Raw genomic sequence first — 12,081 nt, forward strand, 5'->3', positions numbered from 1 at the left:
TGTTGCGTGATCTGCATACGATGGGAGCAGAAGCGTCTGGTGATGCTCGATACCGCCGTTGGAATCAAGGACAACGTTGCGGGCGAGAGCCTGGGCGCCGGGCTGGTCGCTGGGCTCAGCCCTGGCCTGCGACGGAGGCCGATCCGTACCCCCGATGACTACGGGTTGAACCTGCCCGAGTGGCTCAGGGAGTGCATCGTCCACGTGCCCCCCGGCGAAGGGGAGACCTGCCCCACTGATCCTGAAGCTCTGCTGGCGTCAGCTTTTGATTTCGCCTTCCAGCTCCACGACGGCCAGGTGAGAGCCACTGGCGAGCCCTACATCATTCATCCGGTGGCCGTCGCTGATCTGCTGCGCGACATCGGCGCCAGCGCTGGGGTGATCGCCGCCGGTTTTCTGCACGACGTGGTCGAGGACACCGACGTCACCCCCGAGGAACTGGAGGTCCATTTCGGCGCCGAGGTTCGCGCTCTGGTGGAGGGGGTCACCAAACTGGGCGGCATTCATTTCACCAACCACACCGAAGCCCAGGCCGAGAACCTGCGCCGGATGTTCCTGGCCATGGCCAGCGACATCCGTGTGGTGCTGGTGAAACTCGCTGACCGGCTGCACAACATGCGCACCCTCGGGGCCCTCAAGCCCGAGAAGCAGCAGCGGATCGCCCGTGAAACCCGCGAGATCTACGCCCCCCTCGCCAACCGTCTCGGCATCGGCCGATTCAAGTGGGAACTCGAAGACCTCGCCTTCAAGATTCTCGAGCCCGAGGCCTACGGCGAGATCAAGCAGCAGGTGGCCAGCAAGCGCAGCGACCGGGAGGAGCGCCTGGCCGCCACGGTGGCCCTGCTGATGCAACGTCTTCAAGGCGCAGGCCTGCACGACTGTGAGGTGACCGGCAGGCCCAAGCATCTCTATGGCATCTGGAGCAAGATGCAGATGCAGCAGAAGGCCTTCCACGAAATCTTCGATGTGGCGGCCCTGCGCATCCTGACGCCCAACCTCGAGGGTTGTTATCGCGCCCTGGCGGTGGTTCACGACACCTTCCGCCCGATCCCTGGCCGCTTCAAGGACTACATCGGACTGCCCAAGCCCAACGGCTATCAGTCGTTGCACACGGCCGTGATCGGCCGTCACCGGCCGATCGAGGTGCAGATCCGCACCACCGAGATGCACCAGGTGGCCGAGTACGGCATCGCGGCCCACTGGAAATACAAGGAGGGGGGCTCACCGGCCTCTGCCGGTGCTGCCGAGCGCTTCAACTGGCTACGCCAGCTGGTCGATTGGCAGCAGGATGATGGCGGCGAGGACAGCAGCGACTACCTCGCCTCAATCAAGGAAGACCTCTTCGATGAGGAGGTTTTCGTGTTCACGCCCCAGGGGGATGTGGTGGGGTTGCGCAAGGGATCCACAGCCGTGGATTTTGCCTTTCGCATCCACTCGGAAGTGGGGAACCACTGCCAGGGCGTGCGCATCAATGACCGTCTCTGCCCGTTGGCCACACCGCTGCGCAACGGTGATTTCGTTCAGATCATCACCGCGAAGTCGGCCCATCCGAGCCTCGACTGGCTTAACTTCGTGGCGACACCCACCGCCCGCAACCGCATCCGGCAGTGGTACAAGCGCAGCCACCGCCAGGACAACATCCAGCGTGGTACCGCCATGCTCGAGCGGGAGCTGGGCCGCGAGGGCTTCGATGCGCTGCTCAACGGCGAGGCGATCGCGAAGGTGGCGCGCCGCTGCAATCTGGTGGGCACCGAGGATCTGCTGGCGGCCCTTGGCTTCGGTGGCGTCACCCTGCAGCAGGTGGTCAACCGTCTGCGCGAGGAGGTGCGCCTCAGCACCGCGGCAGCGGCCCCGGTGCTCAGCAACGAAGACCTGGCCCGCAGCGTCTCAGACCAGCCGATGCTGCCACCGCCATCTGCTGCGGAGACCGGCGGCAGCCCGATCCTCGGGCTCGAGGGCCTGGAGTACCGGCTTGGGGGCTGCTGCTGCCCCCTCCCCGGCGAGGCGATCGTGGGCAGTGTCGCCCTGGGCAACCACGGCATCACCATTCACCGTCAGGACTGCAGCAATGTGGCCGCTGTGCCGGTGGAGCGCCGGTTGCCGGTGCGCTGGAATCCGGCGGCCGACCAGCAGCATCGCCGCTATCCGGTCCAGATCCGTATCGAGGTGCTCGATCGTGTCGGAGTGCTCAAGGACATCCTCACGCGCCTCTCCGACAGCCGCATCAATGTCAGTGACGCCCGGGTCCGCACGGCCTACGGCAAACCCGCTCGCATTGACCTCAAGGTGGAGCTCGCCAGTGCCAGTCAGCTGGGCACCACCATGGATCAGATCCGCTCCATGGCCGACGTGCTCGACCTCTGCCGCACCGGCATCGGTTAGGCCTCGCGGCGGAACAGCTTGAACTCACCGGTGCGCAGTCCCAGCTCCCCGGTGAGCTCCTGCCAGCGAGCCTTGTCCTGGTTGAGGCACTGCCGCAGGAAGGCCTCGGTGTTGGGGCCCTCGGGGTCGGTGCGTGTCCAGACCAGGTGGCGATTGGCGGGCTGAAGCAGCTGGGCGCAGATCTGGGCCTGGCCCACCGGCAGGCCGATCGTGCGGGTGGCCCATGACGCCCTGATGCCCTGGGGGTTGAGGCTCCACTTGGGACCGATGCCCACGGTGGTGGCCGGCACTCGCAGTTGCCAGTGCAGGGCGGGGTCCTGGGGCGCCGTGAAGCCGCGCTCGGCTTCGGGAAGGCCGCTGAAGTAACGACGCAGTTCGGCGCGGTCCTGCTCCAGAGCCGTGACCAGCTTGGCCGGGCGCGACGGTGAGCCGAACACCTCGGCAATGGCGATGTTGTTGAACAGGATCAGCGAGAGGATCAAGCTGCCCGCGAAGGCGGCGACGCGCAGCGAACGGCGCCTGGTCCGCTCCAGCTCAGCCATCCCCGCGGCCGTGACCAGCACCAGGGGAACCACGATCAACAGACCGTCATGGCTGTTGAAATCGGTGCGCTGGAACGACCAGACCAGCTCCAGCAGAAAGACGATGGCCAGTCCGGGCACCAGCAACAGCCTCTCCAGGTGCTTCGTTTCGGACCCCCAGGCACGCCTGGCGATCAGCAGCAGGCCGGCGCCGGGCATCAGGATCAGGCTCCAGATGGGCAGACCCGCCAGGGGCATGCGGGCCAGCTCGCTGAACAGGCTGGCCACGTCTTCCCCCCACCAGATCTGCTGGCTGGCCCATTCCAGGGGCAGGGCCACCGCTCCCGCCCACAGCAGTGCAAGCCCATGGGCCACGAACAGGTAGGGGACGATCAGCAGGGCACAGCCCAGGGCGACTCCAGTGATCAGGGCCCTGGCCACAACGGCGGGGTGGCGGTGGTGCACCAGCACCAGGGCGGCCACCAGGGTGAGGGGATAGATCAGCGTGAAGAAACAGGCCACCGCCAGCAGGGCGAAGGTCGAGGCGGCCACCAGCAGTCGCCAATGAATGCGGCTGCCGGGCGGTTCCTGGCCATCTGCAGCGAGGCTGAGCAGGTAGACGCCGAGCACCAGAAAGACATTGGCGAACTGGTGCAGGCTGCCGGCGATTCCTCCAGGCAGCTTCTGGGCCAGGACCACCAACAGCACCCCGCTGGCCAGTGGTACCAGGGAGCGGGGCTTCAGGGGGATCAGGCCAGCGGCTGAGAAATTCCGAACCGACAGGCTCATCAGCAGGCCCGCCAGCAGGTCGAGGCCCAGCACGAGGAGGCGATGGGCCCGGATCGATCCCAGCCAGGCCGACGGGGCGAACAGCCACTGGGCAATCGGCCACTGGCGCAGGTAGCTCTCCTGGTACAGCAGGGTCCCGTGCAGGCCGCGCTGGGCGAGGACCAGGAGCGAATCGATCTCGCCGTCGTAGCTGCCGGCGATGGTGCTGGCCCGCCAGACACGAACCGCCAGTCCAACCAGGGTGAGCCACCACAACACCGTCAGCACGATTCGTGGTCGGCTCAAGGGCTGAAGGTGACCGAAAACCCAGTCTGCATGGCGGTGCCACCCCTGGCAGCGGCCATGGGCCACCCCGGTTCACGGGTCTCTGCGGAAGACTCTGATCGCCCCGGAGGTGAGCCCCAGGTCCTGGGTCATCTCCTGCCAGGTGTGCTCGTCGCGGCTCAGACACTCCAGAAGGAAGGCTTCGCTGTGGCGACCTCCCCTCCCGGTGCGGGTCCAGATCAGGTGCCGGTGGCGCGGGTCGGTGAGCTGGGCACAGGCCTGTTCATCGCTGATGGCCAGGCCGATCCGATCGGTGGCCCAGGAACGCCGCATGCCGTAGGGATTCAGGCTCCAGCTGGGGTGTACCCCCACGGTGGAGGAGGGTTGATCCAGTTGCCAGTGCAGGGAGAAATCCTGGGGGGATGTGAAGGTGCCAGCTTCCCCCGGCAGGCTACGCAGCTGCTGGATCAATCGCTCCCGATCTTGCTCCACCGCATCCGGTGCCCTGGCGTCTGCCCCGAGGGCCAGGGTCTCCGCCACCAGCACGTTGTTCACCAGGATCAGCGAGAGAACCAGGGCGTAGGTGGCGCCTGTTCGCCGCAGTCCACGGCGGGAGGACCGCTCCAGGGCGGCCATGCCGCTGGCCACGATCAACACCACCGGCACGATCGCCATCAGCACGTAGTGCCTCCAGAAGTGGGTGGAGGCGAAGGAGAGGATCAATCCCCCCAGAAAAACCAGGCTCAGCAGCGGCACCATCAGGCTCCGGGTGGAGGATCCTCCCCGACCTCGCCTGGCCTGACGGGCCAGGCTCACCACGCCCAGCAGCGGGATCACCAGCAGCATCCAGAGCTCCACTCCCGCCACCGACGCTCCCGCCACCTGCCTGAACAGCTCACCCAGGCCTTGGTGGTCCCCGGGGCGCTGGGCGCTCCACTCCAGCGGCAGAAGCACCGCTCCTGCCCAGAGTCTGGCTGGTCCATCGCTGAGCCACAGGTAGGGAAGCCCCATCAGCAGCGCCCCCAGCCCAGCGCCAGCGGTCACCCAGCCCAGGCCACCCCAGCGCCGCCGCCGGCTCCAGGGTCCTGGCCAGGGCAGCAGCGCCAGCGTCACCAGCAGCAGGGGCAGCAGCAGGTTGGGACGCACGGCCACCGACAGGAAGAGGCAGAACCCCGCGGCTGCCATCCCCACCCGGCGAGTCTTCGGCACCTGCAGAGCCAGCAGGGCCAGAGCCAGCAGCAGGAAGGCATTGGCGAACTGGTGAAGATGGCCGGAGAGACCGCCGAGCATCTTCTGGCTCATGGTCACGAACAAAGCGGCGCTGCCGAGCGGCACCAGGGAGCCATCCCGCAGCGGCACCAAGCCGTTGTGGGCGAGCTGGCGGATCGCCAGGGCCAGCAGCAGGCCGCTGCCGATGTTGAGCAGCAGCGTCAGCATCCGATGGGCCCGGATCGATCCCAGCCAGGCCGAGGGTGCATAGAGCACCTGGATGATCGGCCATTTGGCGTTGAAGCCCTCCTCGTACATCAGTCGACCGTGCAGCAGCCTTCTGCCCAGGTGGAGGTAGGTGTCCACATCCAGGTCGTAGTGGCCCACGGCCGTCGGGGCCTGCCAGAGCCGCAGGACCAGTCCAGCGCCGATCAGCAGCCAGAGCCAGATGAGGACGATCCCGATCGGCCTGCGAGCTGTTGGTCCGGAGGGTGGTTCCGACACGGTGGATCTGGCGTCGCGCCTCGTTTCTAGGGTGCGCCCAACCAAGGGCTCCGGCACCACCCCCTGGAGCCGCGGTGGCGACGGCCGCCTCACCCTCAAGGGCGGGGGGACGAACCCTCCCCGACCCGCAGCTCGGTGATGGTGCGCATGGCCCGCAGCTCTGGAGCGTCTGTTGCGCCCCGTGGTGGCGATCTACTACCCCCACATCGCCGCCGCCCATCCCGAAGGCCCGGGCGAAACAGCGAACCGGCGCTGCTGGCCTTCTACGGCGAGCTGGTGGAGCGGGTGGAGCTGGTGGCGCGGCTGGCGGCGGAGTGGATGGCCGCCGGCTTCACCCACGGGGTGCTCAACACCGACAACATGTCGCTGGTCGGGGAGAGCTTTGACTACGGCCCGTTCGCCTTCCTCGAGGGCTGGGATCCGGGGTTCACCGCCGCCTACTTCGACGCCGTTGCCCTGGCAGCCATGGACCCAGAGCGGCCCGATCCTGTTCCCTTGACCCTGCAGCTGTTGGCCGCCTGGCCGGTCGCCTATGGCGAATTCTTCGCGGCCCTTGCCGATCGCCTCAAGCGGATCTGGGCGGCCATTGATGAGCGTGATGACTGGCAGCCCCTGCATGACTGGCTGGACCGGTGCGGATCCAGCCACAGCGCCGGATCCGGGTGCTCGGCGCTACAGCTTCCACCGCAGGATTCTGTCTGAATTCCTTTACCGATTCCCCCCCGGCATGTGTTGCCATGACTTCCGAACAAGCAGCCCAACTGATCGACGACACCCTGGATCTGGTGCATCAACGGCTTCAGGCCCTTGAGGCAGTCCAGAAGCGCAGTGAGCACAAGGCTCTGGCCGAGGAGTTCCGCGAGTGGCGCCAACCCAGCGGCGGTCACATCGATCTGATGCTGTGCCCTGGTTTCGGCGGCTGACGCTCCAACCAGCGCCAGTAGATCACTCCCAGCACTGAAGCGCTGACGGTTCCGACGATCGTCGAGCCCAGCAGCAGCCGGCTGGAGAACGACCAGCCCAGCTCCCAGATCCCCTCCCGCTTCAGCACGGTCATGCTGGGCCAGCCATGGCCGGGGCCCAGCAGCCAGCAGCCCAACTGGTAGTTGAACCAGTAGAGCGGCACGTAGGTGAGGGGGTTGCTGATCCAGGTGCCGGCAGCCGCCAACAGGTGGTTGCCTTTCACCAGGCTGGCCAGCGCCACTCCCAGCAGGGTCTGCAGGCCGAAGAAGGGGAAGCAGCCGCAGAACACCCCCGCCGCCAGCCCGCGGGCCCGCTGGCCGTGGCTTCCCTCCTGCTCCCACAGCCAGCGGACCCAGAGACGGAATCTGGCCAGGGCACTGGTCCACCAACGCCGCCAACGAGACTGGCGGGGACCCTGACCGTCGGGCAGCTTGGATTCGGACGACACCATTGCTGCGATTGCCACGGCGCTGGCGCCCGGAGAGGGAAGTATTGCGATCGTAAGAATCTCCGGACCCCAGGCGGAGACGATCGGTCGCAAGCTCTTCGAGGCCCCCGGGGATCAGTCCTGGGGGAGCCATCGCGTGCTTTACGGCCATGTGTGCGATCCCGCCAGTGGTGAGCGGCTGGATGAGGCCCTGCTGCTGCTGATGAAGGCACCCCGCAGCTTCACCCGCGAGGATGTGGTGGAGCTGCACTGCCACGGCGGTCTGATCGCCGTGGCCCGGGTGCTGGAGCTGGTGCTGCTCAGCGGTGCCCGCCGGGCGCGGCCGGGGGAGTTCAGCCAGCGGGCCTTCCTCAATGGTCGTCTCGACCTCACCCGTGCTGAAGCGATCAGCGACCTGATCACGGCCAGAAGCCGGCGTGCGGCCCAGCTGGCGCTGGCGGGGCTTGATGGCGGCTTGCAGCGGCGGATCAGCGCCCTGCGGGAGCGCTTGCTCGATCAACTGGCGGAGCTGGAGGCCCGTGTTGATTTCGAAGAGGATCTGCCACCCCTCGATCCGGAGGCCCTGGTGGCGGAGCTGGAGGCGGTGCGCCTGGAGCTGCAGGTCCTGGTGGCGGAGGCGAGCGTGGGCCAGCTGCTGCGCGAGGGACTGAAGGTGGCGATCATCGGGCGCCCCAATGTGGGCAAATCCAGCCTGCTCAATGCCCTCAGCCGCCGGGAGCGGGCGATCGTGACCGAGCTGCCGGGCACCACCCGCGATCTGCTTGAGAGCGAACTGGTGCTGCAGGGGGTGCCGCTCACCCTGCTGGACACCGCGGGCATCCGCCCCACAGACGACCCGGTGGAGCGGCTGGGCATCGAGCGCAGCCGCCAGGCCCTGGCCGCCGCCGACGCGGTGCTGCTGCTGGTGGACCTCGCTGAGGGCTGGACGCAAGCAGACGCGGAGCTCCATGCCCAGGTGCTCGCCGGTGTGCCGTCGCTCGTGGTGGGCAACAAAGCCGACAGGGCCGCCGGAGCTCCCCCAGCCCAGGTGGATGTGGTGATCAGTGCCCTCACGGGCAGCGGCCTCGAGGCGCTGGCCGAGGCCCTGCTGTCCCGCTGCGGCCACAGCCTGGGCCAGGGGCTGGAGGTGGCGCTCAACGTTCGCCAGCGGGATCTGGCAGCGGCCGCCGCCACGAGCCTGGACGGCTCCCTGGAGGCGGCCGCCGCCGGGCTGCCCTGGGATTTCTGGACCATCGACCTGCGCCAGGCCGCCCGCAGTCTCGGTGAGATCACAGGCGAAGAGGTGAACGAGGCGGTGCTCGATCGGGTCTTCTCCCGCTTCTGCATCGGCAAGTAGGCCCGCCTTGGCCGTCAGGATGGTGAACCAAGCCCACCCGTGCTGCCGTTGGCCATCCCTGTGAGTGCCGTCGCGGCCGCCTCCCTGCTCAGCCAGCCCCAGCTGGAGCCCCTGCTGCGGTCCTGGCTGGCGGAAGACATCGGCCGCGGGGATCTCAGCGCTGCCGCGCTGGTGGGCCGGCCGGGCCGGGCCAGCTGGACGGCCCGGCGTGGAGGGATCTTCTGCGGCGGCCTGCTGGTGGAGCCGCTGTTCCGCCTGCTCGACGCCACGGTGCAGGTGAGGCTGCTGGTGGCTGATGGGGAGCGGGTGGTGCCCGATCAGCGCCTGCTGGAGCTGGCCGGTCCGGCGACGGCCCTGGTGGCGGGTGAGCGCACGGCCCTCAATCTGGCCATGCGTCTCTCGGGCATTGCCACCGCCACATCGGCGCTGGTGGCTGAGCTGAGCGGCACGGGAGTGGCGCTGGCCGACACCAGGAAGACCACCCCCGGGCTGCGCCTGATGGAGAAATATGCGGTGCGCTGCGGTGGTGGCATCAACCACCGCTGCGGCCTCGATGACGCCGCCATGCTCAAAGAAAACCACCTGGCCTGGGCTGGAGGAGTGGCCCGTGCCGTTGCTGCGGTGCGCTCCGCTGCGCCCTGGCCGGCGCGGGTGATCGTCGAAGCGGAAAGTGCAGCCGAGGCGGCTCAGGCCGTGGATGCCGGTGCCGACGGGGTGCTGCTGGATGGCTTCAGCCCCGAGGCCCTGCTGGGGCTGGTGCCGCAGCTGCGCCGGCAGGCGGTGGAGCGGGGCTCGGCTGTGGTGCTGGAGGCGTCCGGGGTGGATCCAGCTCACCTGAAGGCCTATGCTGCCACAGGTATCGATCTCATCTCCACCAGCGCCGCGGTCACCCGAAGTTCCTGGCTGGATCTGAGCATGCGCTACGAACCGGTGCTGGCCTGAAGGGCATCGGTTGGCTGGCGTGCCGCCAGGGCGCGGAACCAGCGGATGTACTCCCTTGGCCCGCCAGGCATGGTGGTGTCGATCCGCAGGGAATCTTCGGGATCACTGAGGCCTTCCAGGCGGCCATCGGCCAGAGAGGGACGATCCACTTCGCCGCCGCTGCTGTCCACCAGCACCACACGGTTCGCCGTGCCGAAGGCGTCACCGAGTTCCTGGAGGAGGGTGAGGAAGCCCCGGTCGCTGCCGCCGCGCAGCCAGCCCCCGCCAGCCCCCGCCGGCTGTGAGGTGATCGTGTCGCCCACCCCCACCAGCCTCGGCATCAGGGCTGGATCGATGGCGCTGCGGCACAGGTCCAGCAGGCCGGCGTGGTCGTGGGGGGCATTGCGCCCATGGAACTCCAGGCCAAGGGGTGCCGTGCCCGTGCGGCGGTGGATGCATTGATTGATCAGGACCAGCAGACCCACCTCCTTGAGGCCGCCGCGCAGCATCAGCTGAAAATCCGTGGTGCCGCTGCTGCCCTGATCCGCGGGTTTGAGCCGTTCTTGGCCCCCGCCAAGGCTCCCGTCGCGGCCCAGGTTGGGGGCCAGATGCAGAAAGAACGACTCCTCCAGCCCGGCCGCAGCCGCTTGCTCCAGCAAGGCCTGCATCAGCTCCAGGGCCAGCGCCTGCAGCTCCCGCCGCCGGGCCGGTTCATCCCCCACCGCCGCCATCAGCGGATTGAGGTTGAGGCTGGGGGAGAGGGGGTTGTCGAGCACGGCCATCTCGATCAGGCCGGCCCTGTGTTCCTGTGCCGCCGCCGGCAGCAGGGCCGGCAGTCGCTTCCCCAGCGCGGCGTGCAGCCAGGCCGGTACCGAGGCCAGGAAGGACACCTCCTCCTGACTCACCCCCGGGTGTGTGAGCTGGCCATACCGGCTCTGGAGTTGCACACCGCCGGCTCCCAGCCCGGGCAGGTACAACCCCTCGGCGGCTGGGTCCGCCGTGCCGGCCAGAGCCTGCTCCACCAGCCGGTTCACGCCGCGGCTGCCTTCGTGCTCGCCGTTGGTGAGCACCGCGAAGCGTCCCTCCAGTTGCCGGGCGGCCTGCACGTAGTCGGGATCCAACCGGCGCAGGCGCGGATCGTGCACCAGTTCCATGCAGACCCCGTCGAGGTCCTGCACCAGCAGCCATGGGCCGCCGGAGCTCAGCTCATCCAGCAGCGCATCGGGGCTGATCCTGCTCCGGGCCGGTTGCCTCGCCTGGGCGTTCATGGCGTGGGGTCCGCCAGGATCAACGCCGAGCGCGCGGCCAGCGACGTGGTGCTTCCAGCGGCTGCCGGAGCGCTCGCCCACAGCGGTGTCATCGCCGGGGATGGGGGTGTCAGGGGCAGCGGTTCATCACCGCGGTTGATCGCCACCCACACCCGCTCCCGGCCCTCGCCACGCCGGAGCAGCACCAGGTCGTCGTGGGGGCTCTCGGCAAAGCTCAGAGCGTCCGAGCGCAATGCCGGCAGGCGCCGCCGCAGGGCGGCCAGCTCCCTCAGCCAGTCGGCCAGCGCACCGCTGGGGACGTCCCAGGGATAGGCCTCCCGGCAGCCCGGCTCCGGCCCTCCATCCAGGCCCATCTCGGTGCCGTAGTACACGCACGGGGCCCCTGGCAGCAGGAAGAGGAACAGCTGGCACAGACGCAGGGCAGCCTCATCGCCGCCAAGCACATGCAGGGCCCTGGGGGTGTCGTGGCCGTCGAGCAGGTTGAGCATGCAGCGGTTCACCGCTGGCCTGTAGCGAGCGAGAACCTCACTGATGCGTTGTTCGAAGCCAGCCCGGTCGAGGGGCTGATACGGAGGCTCAGGCAGGGCCGGCAGCTTCAACTCGCCAGGCACGTTCTCGGCACCGAAATAGCCGAGGATGCTCCAGGTCAGTGGGTAATTCATCACCCCGTCGAACCGCTCCCCCCCCAGCCAGGGGCGGGCATCGCCCCAGATCTCCCCCACGATCCAGGCCTCCGGGTTCTCAGCGCGCACGGTCTGCCGGAACTCGTCCCAGAAGTCGCCCGGCACTTCATCGGGGACATCCAGCCGCCAGCCATCGGCACCGGCGGCGATCCAGGTGCGTGCGACGTCCAGCAGGTGCCGGCGCACCGGCGGATGGTCGTGGCGGAATTTCGGCAGGGCCGGATCATTCCACCAGCAGTGATAGCCGCAGCTCTGCCCCGCAGCTGGATAAGGCTGCAGCGGCCACCGCTCGACGTGGAACCAGTGGCGGTAGGGAGACGTCTGCCCGTTTTCCAGCAGATGGTGAAAGGCCCAGAAGCCTCGGCCGCAATGGTTGAACACCCCATCGAGGATCAGTCGCATGCCGCGCTGGTGCACGGCCTCGATCAGGGCTTCCAGCGCATCGTTGCCCCCCAGCAGGGGATCCACCTGCAGGTAGTCGTTGGCGTGGTAGCGGTGATTGGCGGCTGAGGCGAACACCGGATTCAGTGACAGGCAGGTGATTCCCAGTCCCTGAAGGTGGTCGAGGGCCTCGATCACCCCGTAGAGATCACCCCCCTGGAACCCCTGGAGGGCCGGATCGCTGCCCCAGGGCATCAGCTCAAGCCCATCCTGGGCGGCCACCCGCCCGCTGCGGCGGAAGCGGTCAGGAAAGATCTGATACACCACAGCCTCGGACACCCAGGCCGGCGCCGCCGTCGATGCCGATGACGAGGCCTCGCCCGTTGCAAATCTCATCGCTTGGCCCAGGCAT

The 12,081-nt window shown here is 68.1% G+C and carries 9 protein-coding genes and 1 pseudogene; 5 read left to right on the forward strand and 5 right to left on the reverse strand.

The genetic code is table 11. The features are described from left to right. Positions 1 to 42 precede the first annotated feature (42 nt). Entirely contained in the window at positions 43 to 2,382 is a 2,340-nt protein-coding gene (locus tag WH5701_RS14505) for a bifunctional (p)ppGpp synthetase/guanosine-3',5'-bis(diphosphate) 3'-pyrophosphohydrolase (protein ID WP_006173255.1), read from the forward strand. Here WH5701_RS14505 and WH5701_RS14510 read toward each other — a convergent pair. Both WH5701_RS14510 and WH5701_RS14515 read right to left on the reverse strand, forming a co-directional pair. Continuing rightward, positions 2,379 to 3,977, reverse strand: a complete 1,599-nt coding sequence (locus WH5701_RS14510; RefSeq protein WP_156776775.1) for a hypothetical protein — start codon at positions 3,975 to 3,977, stop codon at positions 2,379 to 2,381. The genes WH5701_RS14505 and WH5701_RS14510 overlap by 4 nt on opposite strands. 72 nt (positions 3,978 to 4,049) lie before the next feature. Beyond that, entirely contained in the window at positions 4,050 to 5,669 is a 1,620-nt protein-coding gene (locus WH5701_RS14515) for a hypothetical protein (protein ID WP_006173257.1), read from the reverse strand. 40 nt (positions 5,670 to 5,709) lie between these two features. Between WH5701_RS14515 and WH5701_RS18865 the strand changes: the two are divergent. Beyond that, positions 5,710 to 6,116 (forward strand): annotated as a pseudogene (locus WH5701_RS18865) (protein adenylyltransferase SelO family protein); the annotation flags it as partial. Positions 6,117 to 6,406: 290 nt separating this feature from the next. Beyond that, the gene (locus WH5701_RS14525) at positions 6,407 to 6,592 is read left to right on the forward strand and encodes a hypothetical protein (protein ID WP_006173260.1); all 186 of its coding nucleotides are present in this window, start codon (positions 6,407 to 6,409) and stop codon (positions 6,590 to 6,592) included. Here the strand turns inward: WH5701_RS14525 and WH5701_RS14530 are convergent. Further along, a complete protein-coding gene (locus tag WH5701_RS14530) occupies positions 6,553 to 7,083 on the reverse strand; it encodes a DUF2062 domain-containing protein (RefSeq protein WP_006173261.1) in 531 nt (176 codons plus the stop codon). The two genes, WH5701_RS14525 and WH5701_RS14530, sit on opposite strands and share 40 nt — an antisense overlap. Here WH5701_RS14530 and mnmE point away from each other — a divergent pair. Together mnmE and nadC are read left to right on the forward strand one after the other, a co-directional pair. Then, complete coding sequence (gene mnmE / locus WH5701_RS14535) at positions 7,064 to 8,416, forward strand: tRNA uridine-5-carboxymethylaminomethyl(34) synthesis GTPase MnmE (protein WP_037981163.1); 1,353 nt, start codon at positions 7,064 to 7,066, stop codon at positions 8,414 to 8,416. The two genes, WH5701_RS14530 and mnmE, sit on opposite strands and share 20 nt — an antisense overlap. Positions 8,417 to 8,455: 39 nt before the next feature. Continuing rightward, positions 8,456 to 9,358, forward strand: a complete 903-nt coding sequence (gene nadC, locus WH5701_RS14540; protein ID WP_006173263.1) for a carboxylating nicotinate-nucleotide diphosphorylase — start codon at positions 8,456 to 8,458, stop codon at positions 9,356 to 9,358. On the opposite strand, the gene stpA is transcribed toward nadC, so the two are convergent. Both stpA and WH5701_RS14550 read right to left on the reverse strand, forming a co-directional pair. Continuing rightward, positions 9,337 to 10,605, reverse strand: coding sequence for a glucosylglycerol 3-phosphatase (gene stpA / locus WH5701_RS14545; protein WP_050751602.1), 1,269 nt, complete (start codon positions 10,603 to 10,605; stop codon positions 9,337 to 9,339). The genes nadC and stpA overlap by 22 nt on opposite strands. Next, positions 10,602 to 12,065: a glycoside hydrolase family 13 protein gene (locus WH5701_RS14550; protein WP_037981645.1), complete on the reverse strand. Its 1,464-nt coding sequence runs from the start codon at positions 12,063 to 12,065 to the stop codon at positions 10,602 to 10,604. Before WH5701_RS14550 ends, stpA begins: the two co-directional genes overlap by 4 nt. Positions 12,066 to 12,081: the final 16 nt, after the last annotated feature.

This window comes from Synechococcus sp. WH 5701 (genome assembly GCF_000153045.1).
In the GTDB taxonomy this organism is placed as follows: domain Bacteria; phylum Cyanobacteriota; class Cyanobacteriia; order PCC-6307; family Cyanobiaceae; genus Regnicoccus_A; species Regnicoccus_A antarcticus.